The 17,725-nt window shown below is 30.7% G+C and carries 17 protein-coding genes; 6 read left to right on the forward strand and 11 right to left on the reverse strand.

Annotated features, from left to right (window positions below; translation table 11 throughout):
• Nucleotides 1-194: 194 nt before the first annotated feature.
• Both ABDZ69_RS12450 and ABDZ69_RS12455 read right to left on the reverse strand, forming a co-directional pair.
• Nucleotides 195-2,240, reverse strand: coding sequence for an MASE3 domain-containing sensor histidine kinase (locus tag ABDZ69_RS12450; RefSeq protein ID WP_343770099.1), 2,046 nt, complete (start codon nucleotides 2,238-2,240; stop codon nucleotides 195-197).
• A gap of 204 nt (nucleotides 2,241-2,444) precedes the next feature.
• On the reverse strand, nucleotides 2,445-3,311 hold the full coding sequence (locus ABDZ69_RS12455; RefSeq protein ID WP_486187724.1) for a PLL family lectin: 867 nt from the start codon (nucleotides 3,309-3,311) through the stop codon (nucleotides 2,445-2,447).
• Nucleotides 3,312-3,429: 118 nt separating this feature from the next.
• On the opposite strand from ABDZ69_RS12455, the gene ABDZ69_RS12460 reads away from it, so the two are divergent.
• Entirely contained in the window at nucleotides 3,430-4,311 is an 882-nt protein-coding gene (locus tag ABDZ69_RS12460) for an SDR family oxidoreductase (protein WP_343770103.1), read from the forward strand.
• A 34-nt stretch (nucleotides 4,312-4,345) separates the two neighbouring features.
• Here the strand turns inward: ABDZ69_RS12460 and ABDZ69_RS12465 are convergent, their stop codons facing one another.
• Nucleotides 4,346-5,074 carry a YoaK family protein gene (locus ABDZ69_RS12465; RefSeq protein ID WP_343770104.1) on the reverse strand — a complete coding sequence of 243 codons (729 nt, stop codon included), beginning with the start codon at nucleotides 5,072-5,074 and terminating at the stop codon, nucleotides 4,346-4,348.
• Nucleotides 5,075-5,115: 41 nt separating this feature from the next.
• Nucleotides 5,116-5,697: a TetR/AcrR family transcriptional regulator gene (locus ABDZ69_RS12470; RefSeq protein WP_343770105.1), complete on the reverse strand. Its 582-nt coding sequence runs from the start codon at nucleotides 5,695-5,697 to the stop codon at nucleotides 5,116-5,118.
• Between the two features lie 149 nt (nucleotides 5,698-5,846).
• Between ABDZ69_RS12470 and pgmB the strand changes: the two genes are divergently transcribed.
• A complete protein-coding gene (gene pgmB / locus ABDZ69_RS12475; RefSeq protein WP_343770107.1) occupies nucleotides 5,847-6,494 on the forward strand; it encodes a beta-phosphoglucomutase in 648 nt (215 codons plus the stop codon).
• A gap of 107 nt (nucleotides 6,495-6,601) precedes the next feature.
• Here pgmB and ABDZ69_RS12480 read toward each other — a convergent pair whose 3' ends face one another.
• Nucleotides 6,602-7,081, reverse strand: coding sequence for a metal-dependent transcriptional regulator (locus ABDZ69_RS12480; RefSeq protein ID WP_343770108.1), 480 nt, complete (start codon nucleotides 7,079-7,081; stop codon nucleotides 6,602-6,604).
• A 156-nt stretch (nucleotides 7,082-7,237) separates the two neighbouring features.
• Between ABDZ69_RS12480 and ABDZ69_RS12485 the strand changes: the two genes are divergently transcribed.
• Together ABDZ69_RS12485 and feoB are read left to right on the forward strand one after the other, a co-directional pair.
• The gene (locus tag ABDZ69_RS12485) at nucleotides 7,238-7,480 is read left to right on the forward strand and encodes a FeoA family protein (RefSeq protein WP_343770110.1); all 243 of its coding nucleotides are present in this window, start codon (nucleotides 7,238-7,240) and stop codon (nucleotides 7,478-7,480) included.
• Nucleotides 7,481-7,496: 16 nt separating this feature from the next.
• Nucleotides 7,497-9,608: a ferrous iron transport protein B gene (gene feoB / locus ABDZ69_RS12490; protein WP_343770111.1), complete on the forward strand. Its 2,112-nt coding sequence runs from the start codon at nucleotides 7,497-7,499 to the stop codon at nucleotides 9,606-9,608.
• A 115-nt stretch (nucleotides 9,609-9,723) separates the two neighbouring features.
• Here feoB and ABDZ69_RS12495 read toward each other — a convergent pair whose 3' ends face one another.
• On the reverse strand, nucleotides 9,724-10,530 hold the full coding sequence (locus ABDZ69_RS12495; protein WP_343770112.1) for a PrsW family intramembrane metalloprotease: 807 nt from the start codon (nucleotides 10,528-10,530) through the stop codon (nucleotides 9,724-9,726).
• An 87-nt stretch (nucleotides 10,531-10,617) separates the two neighbouring features.
• Entirely contained in the window at nucleotides 10,618-11,991 is a 1,374-nt protein-coding gene (locus ABDZ69_RS12500) for an MATE family efflux transporter (RefSeq protein WP_343770113.1), read from the reverse strand.
• A 117-nt stretch (nucleotides 11,992-12,108) separates the two neighbouring features.
• Here ABDZ69_RS12500 and ABDZ69_RS12505 point away from each other — a divergent pair, with 117 nt between their 5' ends.
• On the forward strand, nucleotides 12,109-12,846 hold the full coding sequence (locus ABDZ69_RS12505) for an MBL fold metallo-hydrolase (RefSeq protein WP_343770115.1): 738 nt from the start codon (nucleotides 12,109-12,111) through the stop codon (nucleotides 12,844-12,846).
• A 91-nt stretch (nucleotides 12,847-12,937) separates the two neighbouring features.
• Here the strand turns inward: ABDZ69_RS12505 and ABDZ69_RS12510 are convergent, their stop codons facing one another.
• Nucleotides 12,938-14,134: a pyridoxal phosphate-dependent aminotransferase gene (locus tag ABDZ69_RS12510; RefSeq protein ID WP_343770117.1), complete on the reverse strand. Its 1,197-nt coding sequence runs from the start codon at nucleotides 14,132-14,134 to the stop codon at nucleotides 12,938-12,940.
• A 195-nt stretch (nucleotides 14,135-14,329) separates the two neighbouring features.
• Between ABDZ69_RS12510 and ABDZ69_RS12515 the strand changes: the two genes are divergently transcribed.
• Nucleotides 14,330-14,773 (forward strand): hypothetical protein, encoded by a 444-nt coding sequence (locus tag ABDZ69_RS12515; RefSeq protein ID WP_343770118.1) that lies wholly within the window; start codon nucleotides 14,330-14,332, stop codon nucleotides 14,771-14,773.
• 126 nt (nucleotides 14,774-14,899) lie between these two features.
• Here ABDZ69_RS12515 and ABDZ69_RS12520 read toward each other — a convergent pair whose 3' ends face one another.
• The 3 genes from ABDZ69_RS12520 to ABDZ69_RS12530 are packed head-to-tail and all read right to left on the reverse strand — an operon-like array spanning nucleotide 14,900 to nucleotide 17,669.
• Nucleotides 14,900-15,610, reverse strand: a complete 711-nt coding sequence (locus ABDZ69_RS12520) for a hypothetical protein (RefSeq protein ID WP_343770119.1) — start codon at nucleotides 15,608-15,610, stop codon at nucleotides 14,900-14,902.
• Between the two features lies 1 nt (nucleotide 15,611).
• Nucleotides 15,612-16,673 (reverse strand): DNA polymerase IV, encoded by a 1,062-nt coding sequence (locus ABDZ69_RS12525; protein ID WP_343770120.1) that lies wholly within the window; start codon nucleotides 16,671-16,673, stop codon nucleotides 15,612-15,614.
• Between the two features lie 33 nt (nucleotides 16,674-16,706).
• On the reverse strand, nucleotides 16,707-17,669 hold the full coding sequence (locus ABDZ69_RS12530) for a hypothetical protein (RefSeq protein WP_343770122.1): 963 nt from the start codon (nucleotides 17,667-17,669) through the stop codon (nucleotides 16,707-16,709).
• Nucleotides 17,670-17,725: the final 56 nt, after the last annotated feature.

Below are 17,725 nucleotides of genomic sequence, written 5' to 3' on the forward strand. Positions count from 1 at the left end.
TTATATATAATATCACATTTTCACCATTATTTTCTATAATATCCTTATTACTAATATTCATCACTTTATTTTATAAATTTACTTTATATTACATAATTCAACAATATTTTTTACTTACTTCCTTATATAAAACAATTTTTAGTTTATTAATTTAATTGTTTTATAGTTAATAAGAAAAAATCCCCGCAGGGATTTCAAAAATATATATCAGAAAACTCTGTATTAACTTTTGTTATTATATTGCCATTGCTATACTTATTATCCATTGTAACAGCAACTTCTTTTATTACATTACATATAGGAAACTTTATAATCACTTCTGTACCTTTGCCATCTTCACTAAATAAATTGATTTTACCATTTTGAATTTCTACAAAGGATTTAACAAGAGATAAACCTATACCACTGCCCTCACATTTTCTTGAAAAGGATTTGTCTACTAGGGTAAATCTTTCAAATACATCATTTTGATTTTCCTTAGGTATACCTATTCCATTATCCCTTACGCTTATAGCAATAAACTCCTTTTCTACGCAATACATATTCACGTAAATCATGCCATTGTCATCGGTATATTTTATTGAATTTGATAATAGATTAAGAATTATCCTTTCAATAAGGGTAGGATCACAACATATAATCTGTTCTTCTATCTCTGTGTCAAAAATTATGCTGATATTTTTATTTTCAGAATATGGTACAACAGATTGAACTACACTTTCTACTACTTGTACTATATTGTAATAACCTAAGTAAGGTTTAAAATATCCAGAATCTATTTTTGTAATATCTATCAAATTATTTGTTAATTTTAATAATCTTAAACAATTTTGCCTAATGCTTTTATTATATTTTTTTACGCTATCTAAGTCATTATTATTTAAATATATATCCTCTAATTGCAGTGCACTATAAATTACATTAATAGGAGTTCTTAGTTCATGGGAAATATTCGAAAAAAATTCTGTTTTAATTTTATCTTGTTCTTCTCTATACTTTAACTTTAGCTTAATTTCTTCTATTTTTTTTCTTTCCGTTATGTCTCTTGCTATTGATATTGTATACCTTTCATCATTTGAATTAATAGAAATTGTTGATACCTCTACATCTACTATTTCACCATATTTTTTCACAAACTTTTGTTCAATTACTGGTAACTTTACTCCTTCACTTAATAATCTATCTTCTGCAATTTTTTTGTAATCATCATGAATAAACTTCATAGAATCATTACTAATCAGTTCTTCTTCACTATCATATTCAAGTAATTTAATTATAGCTTGATTAGCATATTCTATTTTTCCATCTTTTCTTATTACAGTGGGATCTGGTAAAAAATCTACAAGCATCTTGTATTTATTTAAATTACCTTGAAGTTCTTTTTTTGCAATTTCTAATTCATTGTTTATTTCTTCTAATTTTTCTGCTTTATATTTCAATTCATAGAAAAGTGCATTAAAAGGCTCCCTTAATGACGATTTTATAACTGCGCAATACAAACAGTAAAAAGATACTATCCTCAATATATGAGCAATGGTATCATAAAATCCCTTGGTTGATATAAATGCAAAAATCAATTGAGATACTATCTTGCTAGTTATTGCTAACATAATTAAGCTCATATTATATTTGTTCTCTCTATCCTTTTTTCTATGCCTATAGGCTATTCCCATAGAGATAATAAAGAAAATAACAGGAATAAGCTCACTTATTTTTTTAAGTAAACTTAATGTATCTTTATCAGTAGTAAATTTTGATATAATGTCTATTTTAAAAATCAATAAAAGAATTATGGAAGTAATAAACATGTAAATATGAAATACTTTATAATAATTTATCTTTTTGTGGAAATATCTATTAGAAATTAACAGAGAAATTGATTCCATATATCTAGCAGCGATGCATAACTGCAATGATGTATATTTTAAATGAAATGGAAATAAATTAATACCTTCATATATAAGAGCATGAGCAAAATCTAATGTTCCTACAAAGGCATAGGCTACCCCTAAGTAAATAAAATAATTATTATTAGATATCTGTAACGTATTTTTCACTGTAATCAATATTGCATATCCAGTTATAATGGTAATTGTTTCTGTAAGAAAATGAAATAATGGTTGATTTTTAGAACTTAGATATAAAATAGATAAAAAAATAAACATCAAAACAATTTTTTTAGCTTGAACTAAAAATTTTAAATTTTTAAAAGAGCTTAAGTTATGCTTAGCTACTTCCATTATAATCCCCCTTGTATAATACTTTATAAAAAAATTCTCCCTAATATAATTTACCATAATACAAATTGCATTGTAATTAGGTTTTATTATCATTTTTATTCATTTTTCTTACAATTCAACTACAAATCTTCTTAGAAAAACAAAAATTACCCAATTATTGGGTAATTTTTAGTAAAATTTTATTTCTATTTAAATAAAAGGATACTATCCTCTAAAAAATCTGTGTAATATAGAGTTATTCCTTCCTTGAGCAAAAACATCAATTCTCTCTGGTCCCCAAGAGGCAGAAGATGGAGCTGAAGTTAAATTTCCACCAAGATTCATCCAATTGGTCCAATTACGTCCATTCCACTGTCTATGCATTAAATTATTGAAAGTTCCTCTAGCAAAAACATCAATTTGATTTGCTCTTCTTGATGAAGCTCCTGGTGCTGAAGTTAAACTTCCACCAAGGTTTTCCCAGTTGCTCCATCTACGTCCATCCCACCATATGTGGAATAAATTATTATTTCTTCCTCTTGAAAAAACATCAATTCTATTTGGTCCCCAGGATACTGCTGCTGGTGCTGAAGTTAAATTTCCACCAAGACTTTCCCAGTCGCTCCAACGGGATCCATCCCACCATTTGTGCCATAAAGCATTATCCGTTCCTCTTACAAAGCAATCTAATCTATTGCTTGCCCAAGAGCAAATAGTTGGCGAGGAAGTAAGAACTCCACCAAGACTTTCCCACTCACTCCACCTACGTCCATCCCACCATTTATGCCACATAGCATTATCTGTGCCCCTTCCTACTACGTCAATTCTATTTGGCCCCCAGGATACTGCCGCTGGTGCTGAGGTTAAGGTTCCACCAAGGTCCTCCCAATTATTCCATCTGCGACCATCCCACCAATTGTGTATCAGTTCATTTCTGCTTCCTCTTCCAAATATGTCTAATCTATTAGGTCCCCAGGAAGATACTCCTATAGCTGAGGTGCTTCTTCCCGGGATGGTTTGCCAAGGTGACCATCTTCTAAGTTGTTGTGGGTCAAAAAAATATTCCATATTTATCCTCCTACTCTTACTAATTCCATAATATTCATAAAAAGAAAATATGTTACGTCTCCTATTTATGTTTATGGTATTTTTTTTAACAAAATACTAATAATAAGGTCTGAAAGCAATTTTTATGGAAAGGGTGAAGTTTATGAGTAAAGAATTAGATTTTATAAATAGTTTCTCAAAGAAGTTTCCTCCTCAGCATCAAACAAAACACCCAGGGATGGAGTACCAAATGAATCCAAAACCCATATTCCAAAACCCTAATTATAAACCTTCTGAAAAATTAAAGAATAAAGTAGCTTTAATTACAGGGGGTGATAGTGGAATCGGAAGAGCTGTGGCACTAGCTTATGCCTTGGAAGGAGCAAAAATTTCAATTGTATATTACGACGAGCATGAAGACGCTAAAGAAATTCAGAAGGCTATTGAAACTGCTGGAGGAGAGTGCTTGTTAATACCAGGTGATATAACAAATTCTAGTTTCTGTACTGATGCCATAAATAATACAGTAAACAAGTTTGGTGGTTTAGATATATTAGTTAACAATGCTGCCGTTCAATATGTTCAAACAGATATATCAAATATAACTGATGAACAATTAGAAAAAACCTTTAAAACCAATATATTTAGCATGTTTTACTTAGTAAGAGCAGCTTTACCTCACTTAAAGCAGGGCAGTTCTGTAATCAACACTGCATCTATCACCGCTTACAGAGGACATGAACAGCTATTAGATTATTCTTCCACAAAGGGAGCTGTGGTAACTTTCACTAGATCCATGGCTATTTCATTAGCTCCAAAAGGCATCAGAGTGAACGCTGTTGCTCCAGGACCTATTTGGACACCACTGATTCCTTCTTCTTTCAATGAAACTGATGTGGCTTCCTTTGGTAGCAACACAAAGCTAGGAAGAGCAGGGCAACCTGTAGAACTTGCAGGCTCCTATGTCTTCCTAGCCTCAGAAGATGCTTCCTTTATAACAGGAGAAATAATTCATGTTAATGGTGGAGAAATAGTTAATGCGTAATGCAGATGCATTACGCATTAACTATTTTAGATTTTTAGTTATGGTGGAGATTCCCATTAGGGAATTTCTCCATTACAAACTCTTCTTCATCATATTTTATTTCATCTTCTAATAAGGGTATATCTACAGTGATTTTCTGAATAATGCCAGTTAAAATAATTATAATAGCTGGAATTATAAGTACCAGTAATCTATCTACATGATGGTGTGTTGTGGATTTTCCTATGAACTTAAATCCGATAAACGCACCCATCGGAAATGCTATCCACCTAAGTAACCAAAATATAATGCCATTCCAGTCGCCGGAAGATAAATATACTCCAATATCAGTAGCTGGACCAGTTAAGTGAGTAGTACGATTAATTGGTGTCAAGCTTGTGGCTGCATTTTGTCCTCCCATTGCCATAGGTATTGCTATCTCTACAAAGTACATATCACCTTCATATATACAAAGGGCTGCAATTATTAAAAGCATTCCTGAAAAAGTCAGCCCACCTATGAGTCCCCATTTTCTAGTAATCTTAGCTGATATAGTTGCACCAATAATAAATATTACTACTATAATTATTACAAATGAGAATTCTCTTATATCTCCTCTGGCTATACTCTCACCAAGTTCAGCAGCACGACCCGTCATAAATGAAACTCTTTCATTCAGAAAAAGTTCTAAGCCCGCTGTATCAATCCATCCTGCCATCATAACTAGTATGAATCCTACTATATTAACTGGAGTCAATATCTTAATCGTCGAGTTATCCTTCACTACTACTTCCCCTTTCAAATTTAGGAAATATTTTACCACTTCTAATTTCTGATTCCTCTCCAATAAATTTCCCAAATACCTTTATAATTTGATAGCAAGTCTTCTTCATTATATATAGCTACACTAGATAGCATTCCGTGTATCGCTGAGAAAAAAGCTAGTACTACAGAATCTACAGGAGCGCTTTTTATTATGCCATCTTTCATACCCTTTAAAATAATATTTTTTATTATATAAAATCTTTGATTAGTAAGGTAATTAATTTTATCCATAAGCTCTACTTCAAAGCCTTCTGGCGGAAGTAAAAATACTCTTTTCCAAAAATAAATCTTATCTGAGGAGTCATAATAATCTAAAATAATAGAAAAACTTTTTTCTAAAGCCTTTTCTACTATCTCTTCATTATCAGATAACTTTTGTATTTCTCCGTTCATCTTAAAAAAATACTCCTCTATTTCCCTTTCTATCACACTATGTAATAGGTCGTCTTTGCTTTTAAAATGAGCGTATATAGAAGCCTTTTTGATACCAACTTCCTTTGCTACCTCACTTAAAGAGAATTCTGGGCCCTTTTTAGCAAAAATCTGAAATGCCGATTTCATTAATTTTTCCTTAGTATGCATAATAATCCTCCTTTAACTACCTAACGTTAGTAAGTTTATATTTTTAGAGTAATACTTTTTGTACTTTCTTGTCAAGAAAAAATTGCGTCGCAATTTTTCATAAATTTTGGTAATATAGTAGTGATTATTACTTATCATGGAGGATTCTTATGAATAATATTAAAGCTTGCATATTTGACTTAGATGGAGTTGTGGTTGATACGGCAAAGTATCATTATTTAGCTTGGAGAAGATTATCAGAAGAATTGGGTTTTGTCTTTACAGAAGAACATAACGAAAGACTTAAAGGAATTAGCCGAATGGATTCTTTAAACATACTCTTGGAGGTAGGAGGAAAATCCTTTGATGAAGAAACTAAATTAGCTCTGGCTCAAAGGAAAAACAATTGGTATATAGAATACATAACCAAAATGAGGGAGGATGAAACTTTACCTGGAGTAAGAGAGTTTTTAAAGTATCTAAGAGAAAATAACATTAAAATTTCTCTAGGTTCCGTTAGTAAAAATTCCATGATTATTTTAAATTCAATAAAATTAATAGATTGTTTTGATGCCATAATAGATGGCAATAAAATAACAAATGCAAAGCCTGACCCTGAAGTGTTTTTAAAGGCAGCTGAAGCATTGAGTGTAAAGCCTCATGAATGCGTAGTTTTTGAAGATGCCATAGCTGGTTTGAAAGCTGCAAAAATAGCAGGAATGAAATGCATAGGAGTAGGCTCTTCAGAAATACTACATGAAGCAGATAAGGTAATTCAAAATTTTGAGAATCTCGACATGTCAATATTAGATTTTTAGTTTTCTAGTTTTTTAGTGTCTTAGTTGTGGTGGAAATCCCTTTTCAGGGATTTCCTTTTTTACAAAATTCCATAAGGAATTTTTATATTAACTAAAATACTAAAAAACTATTTAACTAAGGAAATAAAATAATCCTCTAGCTTCCTCTTAACCTCATCATTCTCCTTTAGAAAATCATTAAGCACCTTTATTCTTAGAAGAGCATCTCTAGTTAAATTATGTTCCATCAATTCTATATTTATTAATAGTTCTTTTTCAACTCCAATATTTTTTAAAAACTCTTCTATTATTTCATGTCTTTCTAGTAAAAACTTTCCTACCTCTTCCCCCTTTTCTGTCAAACAAATGCTTCCATACCTTACATAGTCTATATACCCTAGTTTGGTCAACTTTTGCACCATTTTTGTTGCTGAGGGAGGTTGAACGTTTAAAGCTTCAGATATGGAGCTTATACTAATAACTCCTTCTTGAGAATAAATTCTATATATCATTTCTAAATAATCTTCCATGCTATGAGTTAAATTTTTCTTTTCTTTTTCAATTATTTCATATCCTCTTACAGTGTGAAAATTTTTATTATCCCCCACTATATCACCCCTTTTATTAAACAATTTTTATAAATTATATGTGTAACAAAAGTGATTAATTAATAATATATTATGAATATGAAATAAAATCTTTCACGCAACTAACTTTGGTGGTCTGGTACCACCCGAAATATGTATTTTTATGGAGGAAAAAATATGGAACAAAATATAATTCCACTTAATCATGTTCCTATAGGAAGTTTTGCTAGAGTTACAAACTTAACTTCTGATGGAAATATAAAAAGACGAATGCTTGATTTAGGATTAATAATTGGAACTAAAATAGAGTCCTTAAGACAAAGTCCTTCTGGTGACCCTATAGCCTATGAAATTAGAGGGACTGTTATTGCACTTCGTTCAGAGGATGCATCAAAAATATTAGTTGAAGTCGTAAAGTAATCTCAGGAGGTTTAGAATGGGACTTACAAGCCAATCAACAGGTATATTTTTAATTAAAGAAATGCTAGATATTAAGATTAACCCAGAAAAGGATATAGTAATAGCACTTGCCGGTAATCCAAATACCGGCAAAAGTACGCTATTCAATAGTCTAACTGGTATGAGACAACATACTGGAAACTGGACAGGAAAAACTGTAACCACAGCACATGGTAACTATGAGTACAAGGATAAAAACTTTATTTTAGTAGACTTACCTGGAACTTATTCACTCTTGTCTAGTTCAGTAGAGGAGGAAGTTGCCAGAGATTTTATTTGCTTTGGTAATCCTCACGCTACAATAGTCATAACTGATGCAACTTCCCTTGAGAGAAATTTAAATCTAGTATTACAAATACTAGAAATGACAGACAACGTAGTAGTTTGCGTTAATTTACTTGATGAAGCAGAAAGAAAAAAAATAAAAATAAACTTAGATGAATTATCTAAAATTCTCGGGGTGCCTGTTATAGGAACTAGTGCCCGTAGTGGTGAGGGATTAGATGATTTAATGGAGGCTGTATATAATGTAGCCACAAATATGACATGTACTAATCCTCTAAAGATAAGATATAATTCAGCTATTGAAGATATGATTGAAGATATTGAGCCCTCATTAAACAATATATGTGAAGGTAAACTAGATAGTAGGTGGCTTGGAGTAAAATTAATAGATGGTGAAGATTCAATTTTAAAATCTATAGATACCTATTTAAACTATAGTATATCTGAAGACAAAAATTTGATAGATATAATAAACAGAAGTGAAAATTTAAGATATGAAATAGCCTCTAGCATAGTAAAACAAAGCGAGGAAATTGCAAAACAAGTTGTAACCTTTGAAAAGACTGATTATAATCATATAGATAGAAAAATAGATAGTGTATTAACCTCTAAACTCTTTGGAATACCTTTAATGATTTTGATGTTAGGTATAATTTTCTGGATTACCATAGAGGGTGCTAATTATCCTTCTCAAATGCTTTCTAATATGTTTTTTGCTATTGAAAATAAATTAACTGAATTATTTATTTCTAATGGTTGGCCTCAAGGACTACACGATGTTCTTATTCTTGGAGTATATAGAACTTTAGGCTGGGTGATATCGGTGATGCTTCCCCCCATGGCTATATTTTTTCCACTGTTTACTCTTCTTGAAGATTTAGGATATTTGCCTAGGGTAGCTTTTAACTTAGATAACTTCTTTAAAAAAGCTTGTGCCCATGGTAAGCAAGCCCTAACCATGTGTATGGGATTCGGGTGCAATGCTGCTGGTGTAATTGGATGTAGAATTATAGATTCACCTAGAGAGAGATTAATAGCTATTATCACCAACTTTTTTGTACCTTGTAATGGACGTTTTCCTACTCTCATTGCAATAACTACAATTTTTATTGCTGGAGCTTCTAATAGTCCATATCAATCTTTAATTGGGACTTTAACTATAACAGGAGTAATAGTGCTTGGAGTTATGGTTACACTTTTAATGTCTAAGTTTTTGTCAAAAACCATTCTTAAGGGTGTACCTTCTTCCTTTGCTTTAGAACTTCCCCCATATAGAAAACCACAAGTTGGAAAAATATTAGTTAGATCCATTTTCGACAGAACTATATTTGTTCTTGGTAGAGCTGTAGCTATAGCTGCCCCTGCTGGCCTGGTAATATGGATTATGGCTAATATTACCGTTGGTAACTTAACATTACTAGACCATGGAGCTAATTTTCTTGAGCCTCTGGCTTATGCTATAGGCATGGATGGTTATATTCTTATGGCATTTATTTTAGGGTTTCCAGCCAATGAAATAGTTATGCCTATTATTATAATGAGTTATATGTCAACTGGGGCAATGATTGAACTGGATAATCTTAATGCTTTAAGAGATCTATTAATAGCTAACGGTTGGACATGGCTTACTGCTATAAATGTAATGCTCTTTTGTTTGATGCATTTCCCTTGCGGCACTACTCTTTTAACTATAAAAAAGGAAACCAAAAGCTGGAAGTGGACATCAGTAGCTTTTCTACTGCCCACCATCTTAGGACTTTTAGTTTGCTTTACTGTGACAAGTGTTGTTAGATTAGTTCTTTAGTTAATAGTTTTTTACTTCTTTAGTTAACGAAGAAATTCCTGCGGAATTTCTATAATAAAAATTCCGCAGGAATTTTCTCTGCAACTAAACAACTAAAAATTTAACAATCTAACAACTAGTTTAAGGCTTTCTTCGCTCTATACCATTGTACCCTCAAAATAATTATACCTATAATGCCTATTATTATTTCTGCTAAAAATATTGAAGCACCTAATGGGAAAAATACCGACATTAATGAAGGTACTGAATTCCATAAGCTATGCAAAATTACTACTACAATGTAGGCATTTACGATTTTTCTATTTATTCTTAAGCCTGGATTTGTATTTTCTCTAGCAAATACTCCTCCTAAAATAGCCGTCCATGTTCCATGACCCAGTGGCGATAGTATTCCTCTTAGTAAAGTTATATAAACAGTAAGAGACAAATTTCCCTGGCTTCTTAAAAAATAACTAAAGGCATATCCTGTACTCTCTAAGGCAGCAAATCCCATACCTGCGGAAGCTCCTAAAATAATGCCGTCTATATGAAATCTACATTTTTTACGTTTATATATTAAAAGCACCCCTAGAATTTTAGTAAATTCCTCTACCAATCCTACAATTAAAGCATTTCCCATACTCATTTGGGTCATAAAAATTGGCTCCAGCACTGCCGCTGCAAAGGTTCCTAAAAATCCTCCGTAAAAAAAGCTTGCTACTGTATCAGTCATAGTCACATGGCTTATACGTCTTTTTTCATAGAAAAAAGCTACATATATTACAGGTATAAGAAAGTTTCCAAGCATAACCACTGCAGGGAATAACACTATATTTCCCGTACCGATTAGCACTATCAATCCTAAGACATAAGTTACAATTCCAACTATAAGTAATTTATGCCATTTATATCTTCTAACCTTAGGTTCCACACAATTTTCCATAGTCAATCTCCATTTTGAATAATATTTTCTTCAATTCTTATTATTCATATTTTGAGATTAATTATTCTCTATTATCTATTATCTAACTTACCCCATATCACTAACTACATTATTTACCCATTTCTTAGATAAAAGTCTCATTAGTCCTAATGCAAACTTTGCAAGTTCTTCTGCTGTAAGTAGAGCAACCACTAAATAAACTGGAAGATGAAGAACAAAAGCTCCTATAAAGGACAGTGGAACTCCTATAAACCACATGGTGCCGCCTTCTGCTAAAAGGGAGAATTTTGTATCTCCTCCGCCTCTAAGTATGCCAACAATCATTATTATATTAAATACCCTTATAGACATAACTATGGAGCTTATATAAAGAATTCTTCTTGCATCTGCTGCAACTTCTGAAGAAATTTTAAAGAAATTTAAAACAAATGGTGCGGATAGAGCTAAAAGTCCTCCTAAAACCAATCCAGAAATTACTCCTAGTATTGAAAATCTGTTAGCATATTCCCTTCCCTTTTCTTCATCTCCTGCACCTATTTTATTTCCTATCATAACTGTAGATGCATTTGCCATTCCAAAGGTTATAACCATAAATAAGTTTTGAACTGTACCACATATTTGTACAGCAGCCACCGCTCCCGTTCCTATTCTTCCATAAACTGCTGTGTAAACTACTGTTGCAAGACCCCAACAAGCTTCATTTAAAACCACAGGGATTACAGTAACAAAGGTTCTCCATACAAAATCTCTAGTTAAATCTACCATTTCACTAAATTTTGCTGCCATAACATTTTTAGTTTTATAAACATAAGAAACTATTAATATCATCTCAACTAATCTTGCTATAGCTGTAGCAAGTGCTGCTCCACCAACTCCCATAACCGGTGCTCCTAGCTTACCAAATATGAAAACCCAGTTTAAAAAGGCATTGCATACTAATGCTATTGCACTTACTATCATTGAAATTCTTGCCTCTCCTATACAACGAAGGCCAAAGGAATAAGCAAAAGTAATAGCCGTAAATATATAGCTTATACATATTATTCTTAGATATTCTGTTCCACTTTTTATTACTTCTGGTTCTTTATTAAATATAGCAATTATTTCTCTTGGAAATATAAATGCAATTATAGATAATATTATAGAAATTATCACTCCAGAAATTAAAGAAATCCCTAGTATTCTCCTTATATTCTTAACGTCTTCCTTACCCCAAAACTGAGATATAAAAACCCCTGTACCGCTACAAATTCCAAAGATTAACATACTGAATATTAAAAAGTATTGATTTGCTATTCCAACGGAAGCAATAGCTGTTTCCCCAAGCTCCCCAACCATTACCGTGTCTATCATATTTACAAACGAATTTATAAAACTCTGTATTACAATAGGCAGGGCTAATTTAATTAGTGTACTATAAAATTCCTTATCGTTAAATAAAGATTTAAATCTATTTTTCACTATCTTTCCCCCCAAATAAAAACTTCTTAAAGTATATTATAAAAGAGGTTTCATTTCAACTCTTTAATTTGCTATAATTATGCTTGAATATTATTAAATTATAAAGGTTGGTATGATATGGATAATCATAAAGCAAAAATACATTATTTATTCCATGATGGATTTGCTGTGGAAACAGAAAACCATCTTTTGATATTTGATTACTATAAAGATTCTCCTGTAGGAGAAGATAGAAATTTAATTAATGGAGTTTTAGGAGAAGAAGATTTAAATTGCGGAAAAAAAGTAGTGGTGTTTTCTTCCCACGGACACAAAGATCACTTTAATCCCGTGATTTTAGATTGGGTAAATCATAACGAAAACATACAATATGTACTAAGTAGCGATATAACCCTTCCTGACTATAAAAAGAATTATAATATTTTATGGGCAAACAAAGAATTAGATTTAGAAGATATTCATATAAAAACCTATACCTCTACAGACATAGGTGTATGTTATTTCGTTAAAGTTGATGGAATTACTCTATTTCATGCTGGAGATTTAAATTGGTGGCATTGGAAAGGTGACACTATGGAAAATAACTTGGAAATGGAACTTGCCTTTAAAAAGGAAGTTTCAAAAATTGCTGAAGAAGACATAGACATTGCCTTTTTTCCTACGGATCCAAGACTTGAGGAGTTTTTCCACATAGGGGGAGAATACTTTATTGATAAGGTAAAGCCAAAAGTTTTTATACCAATGCATTATTGGGCTAAAGCTTCTATTACTAAAAAATTTAAGGAAGCGATACAAAGGGACTTTTGCGAAATAATTGAAATTCAAAATAGAGGTCAGGTTATATATTACAAATAACAGAGAAGAAAGAATAACTAAGGATAAAAATCCTCCGAAATTTCTATAATAATAAAAATTCTGGAGGATTTTTCTCAACATCTGTTCTCTGTTAGACTTGTTTCATATTATATAACCTTGCTAACTTTTCAAATGCTTTAAAAGAATTTTGTATTGAATCATAAGATATGCAATAAGCTAATCTTACATGTCCTGGACAACCAAAAGCAGACCCTGGTACTAGTAGTAAATTAAATTGCTTTGCATCTTCACAAAACTTTTTGTCATCTTCTATTGGCGTTCTAGGGAACAGATAAAAGGCACCTTGTGGTTTTACACAAGAAAAACCTAAATTTATTAAGTGATTATATAAAGCATCCCTATTTCTTTGGTATACACTAATATCAACTTCATCTTCTAGGCAGTTTGCAATAACTCTTTGAAATAATGAGGGTGCATTTACGAAGCCTAAAATTCTGTTAGCTACATTTAAAGAAGCCATTACCTCTTCAAAACAATCCATATCTGTATTTGCAACTATATATCCTATTCTTTCTCCCGGTAATGATAATGATTTACTATATGAATATCCTATAAAGGAATTTTTATAGTATTTTAAAATATAAGGAATTTTAACCTTATCATAAACTATTTCTCTATATGGCTCATCAGATATTAGATATATGCTTATACCTAATTCCTTTTCTTTATCTGAAAGTACCTTTGATAAATCTTTTATAACTTTTTCTGAATACACAACACCCGTTGGGTTATTAGGGGAGTTTATAATAACAGCTTTCGTTTTACTACTTATTTTATTTTTTAATGCTTCCATATTAGGCTCAAAAGTGTTTATATCAGCAGGAATTACTACAATCTTCCCATCAAAATTATTTACATAATTTCTATATTCACCAAAAAACGGCGCAAAAACAATAACCTCATCCTCTGGATTAATCAATGTTTTCAATAAAATATTTAATCCTCCCGCTGCTCCACAGGTCATAACTATATTATTATAAGATATATTTACATTATGTTTTTTATTTATAAACTGAGCTATTTTATCTCTAACATCCTCATAACCTGAATTACTCATATAACCATGTATAAGGCTTGCAGATTCTTCATTTAATATTTCACTAATTGTATTTTTGATATTTTCAGGAGGCTCAATACTTGAATTTCCCAAACTATAATCAAAAACATTTTCTTTTCCATAAATATCAGATAATCTTTTTCCTTCTTCAAACATAACTCTTATAATAGAATTATTAGCTACTAAATCTTTCATTTTATTAGATATCATTTCAAATGTTCCTCCTTCGACTTTTTTCGCTAATATACTACATTAATTAACTCACTAAGTATATTACAATTAAAAAAGGAAGGCAACTTTTTATTTCGCAGTATATTAAGGAAATATTAATATTATCTTCTATTTTATATTAAGATATGTACTCTACAATAGTATATATATTAAGTATTTAAGGAGATGTTAATTTTGGAAAACAGAAAATTTACGGCTTTATTTTTTTCATTAATACCTGGTGCGGGGCATTTATATCTGGGACTTCAAAAGAAAGGTTTGCAAATTATGATTGCATTCTTCGGCTTGATTGCTTTAGTTGATTGGATTCATCTGCCTATTGCAGGAATGTTCATTCCAATTATTTGGTTTTATAGTATTTTCGATGTAAGGAAAGCACTTTACAATCCTCAAAATTATGATGACAGCTTAAATTTAAACTTATCTTTTGATTTTATGAACGTTAAATATTTAGGATGGTTTTTTATAATTTTAGGAGTAGCTGCTATATTTGACAATGTAGTTTTCCCACTAGCTAATATTTATATAGATTGGCAAACCATGAGATATGTAAAAAGTACAATAGTTTCTTTTATATTCATTGCACTTGGAATTAAGATGCTTATACCACGTAGATAATAGTTATATAGATATAATTAATAGATAGAGACAAAATTCCTGGGGAATTTTGTCTCTATCTGTACTCTACACCATATTCTCTATACTCTATTCTACAATTCTAGAAACTAGATATCTGAAAAACTACTATTGCAGCTTTTCAATGTTATTAATTTTCCCTAATTTATAACTTAGTGTGTAATGTGGCTTTCCATTAATATATATAAACATTATTATATTTTCATCATCACTAGTTAACCTATTAATTTCTATCTTATCTTCCTTTTTAGCAATTCCATTTTCTATTAAATATTTTTTCCCTACTACTTCTGGTTTTCCAAAGCCTCCGTAGGGTTCAGAAAAATATTTAAACATAAATAATAATATTATTAGTCCTACTATATTTGCTAAAAAAAATTTCTCAAAGGTTTTCCCATCATTTTCTGTAAATATAATACGTATGGTGGATATTCCCGTAGCCCATATCCAGTGATGACCAATTGGAATAATTAAGTTTTTATTTAAAAATCTAAAAAAAGCGAAGGATATACTCCAAACTAAAATCCCCTCTATTATTCTTTTATATTTATAGTTCTTTGAGCACCGTTCCCATAAAGTTAATGTTCCAATGAATGCCATAGAACTTAACAATACATATATAAAATCGCTTATAAATTCTGTACTATAATACAAAAAACAAGCAAAAAATAATGTTAAGGGCGTATATACTAAAACGTTTTTTAATTTCTTATTTCCACCTACCTTTTTACCTTTAGCATTACGTTCTAAAAATATAGCAATTATTACACCTAATATTAAAAACACTGAACTAGCAATTAAATAAACTCTATTTCTCAATTTAGTTTCCTCCTAAAAAACTGTGGAAGCTCAATTGTTCTACCTTGTTTTCAGTAAGAGTAGATATGGTCAACCCTATAAGCCTTACACTATCCTCTAATTCCATTTCTTCTAATATTTCACAAGATACTTTATATATTTCCCTATGGTCATTAGTATAAAAGTTTATGGTTTTACTTTTAGTGTGGTTTACAAACTTAGAAGTTTTTACTTTTACTGTTATGGTTTTTCCCCACATATTTTTACTATTTAAAGTTTCTGATACTTCTTCTGAAAAATATTTTATATATTTTTTCATTTCTTCTTTATCAGTTAAATCTTTTCTTAAAGTTGTTTCTCTTCCTATAGACTTTCTTTCCCTTATAACTTCTACTTCTCTATAATCTATTCCTCTTATTCTGTCATATATCTCTAATCCAAATTTACCAAAGTACTCTACACAAAATTCTTTTGATAATTTATACATGTCTTCTATAGTGAAGATGCCTATATTATTCATTTTTTCCACAGACTTTTTACCCATACCATGAACTTTACTTAGTGGTAAGGGTTTTAGTATTTCTGGAATCATATTTTCTGTTATTACTTTAATCCCATTTGGTTTATTCCAGTCAGAAGCTAGCTTTGCTAAAAATTTATTATAGGACACACCAACAGATACAGTAAGCCCAATCTGTTTCTTTACTTCTCTTTTTAAAAACTCTGCACATTCTATGGGTTTCATTTTAACTTCAGTTATATCTAAATAAGCTTCATCAATAGATACAGGCTCTACCATAGGAGTTAAGGAGTATAATATTTTAAATATTTCTTTAGATATTTGACTATATCTTTCATGCCTAGTAGGCAAATATATTCCTAGGGGACATCTTTGCTTTGCCTTAAAAGTAGGCATGGCTGAATGAACCCCATATTTTCTTGCTTCATAAGAACAGGTTGCCACTACTCCTCTTTCTCCTACTCCTCCTACAATAACTGGTTTTCCTTTAAGTTCTGGATTGTCCATTTGCTCCACAGAAGCGAAAAAAGCATCCACATCCATGTGCATAATTATCTTATTCATATGTGCATATCATCCTTTAAGATTATTTTCTGTTTATATTATAACATATTGTCCCTTGTACTCATCTTCACAAATAATATTTAACTTCCACTTCCCTTTATCTCTATTTTCTTCATTACTAGATACCACATTTATTACTATTTCACCGTCTATATTGTAAGCTTTAGGTCCTGTGTTATAAATATGATATATATTTTCACCAATGGTTCCACTCTTATACCCCTTAGTTAGTTTTATTAAACCACTACTTTCTCTAAAGGTATTTGTTATTTCTATGGTATAGTTATTTAAAAACTCTTTATAAAGCTGCAAGGTAGTACCGTTTTCTTTTATATCAAAATCTATACTCTGGTATTTATTTATTTTTCCCTTTTTTAAATAAGTTTTATCTATACTAGGATTCTTTTCAAATATAAATTCTACCCTTTCTTTTTCCCTTATAGAGTTAATGTATTTGTAAAATAAATTATTTTCTTCTTTAAAGTCATATTTAGGATGAAAACTTGAATAAATAATAAGTTGCTTTTCTAGCTCTCTTTTTCTGTCTACTAAATATTTTATCCATTTCATTATTATAGTGCTTTTAGTATGATTTATATTTTTCCCAGCTGTAGCTTTAATCATTATAATGTTGTTTTCCTCTGGTAGGTTATGGTCTATGTTAGAAGATATAAAGCCTACAATAGAATCCTTTTTCTGTTCATAATTATAATTTATTGAACTACAATAAAGAGTTTTTGGCAGCTCAATTTCTTCAATAGCTTTTATGCTAGATATTTTACTTATATCTTGAATATTCATTGTTATTATTCCAAAGTTATACCCTAAATCCTCAAACTCTCCTCCTACAAGGCTTGTCATTCTAGCAACTTTATAAGAATCTAAGCTGTATTTTACTATTAAATCTATCTTTCCCCTCATTATCTTTCCATTTCTTGAAACCACAGCTAATTCACTTAAAATTTCTTTTGGAAGACTTTTTAGTGTTTTTAACAAAAAATCAACTTTAATATTAATTCACTCCTTTTAATATCCTCTATAAAATATATGAT

This window comes from Clostridium malenominatum, from assembly GCF_039521365.1.
Classification (GTDB): domain Bacteria; phylum Bacillota; class Clostridia; order Clostridiales; family Clostridiaceae; genus Clostridium_AW; species Clostridium_AW malenominatum.

Coding starts and splice junctions, on each gene's coding strand:
- ABDZ69_RS12450 (WP_343770099.1), bottom strand. CDS start 2,240: ATGGAAGTAGCTAAGCATAACTTAAGCTCTTTTAAAAATTTAAAATTT.
- ABDZ69_RS12460 (WP_343770103.1), top strand. CDS start 3,430: ATGAGTAAAGAATTAGATTTTATAAATAGTTTCTCAAAGAAGTTTCCT.
- ABDZ69_RS12470 (WP_343770105.1), bottom strand. CDS start 5,697: ATGCATACTAAGGAAAAATTAATGAAATCGGCATTTCAGATTTTTGCT.
- pgmB (WP_343770107.1), top strand. CDS start 5,847: ATGAATAATATTAAAGCTTGCATATTTGACTTAGATGGAGTTGTGGTT.
- ABDZ69_RS12485 (WP_343770110.1), top strand. CDS start 7,238: ATGGAACAAAATATAATTCCACTTAATCATGTTCCTATAGGAAGTTTT.
- feoB (WP_343770111.1), top strand. CDS start 7,497: ATGGGACTTACAAGCCAATCAACAGGTATATTTTTAATTAAAGAAATG.
- ABDZ69_RS12495 (WP_343770112.1), bottom strand. CDS start 10,530: ATGGAAAATTGTGTGGAACCTAAGGTTAGAAGATATAAATGGCATAAA.
- ABDZ69_RS12505 (WP_343770115.1), top strand. CDS start 12,109: ATGGATAATCATAAAGCAAAAATACATTATTTATTCCATGATGGATTT.
- ABDZ69_RS12510 (WP_343770117.1), bottom strand. CDS start 14,134: ATGATATCTAATAAAATGAAAGATTTAGTAGCTAATAATTCTATTATA.
- ABDZ69_RS12525 (WP_343770120.1), bottom strand. CDS start 16,673: ATGAATAAGATAATTATGCACATGGATGTGGATGCTTTTTTCGCTTCT.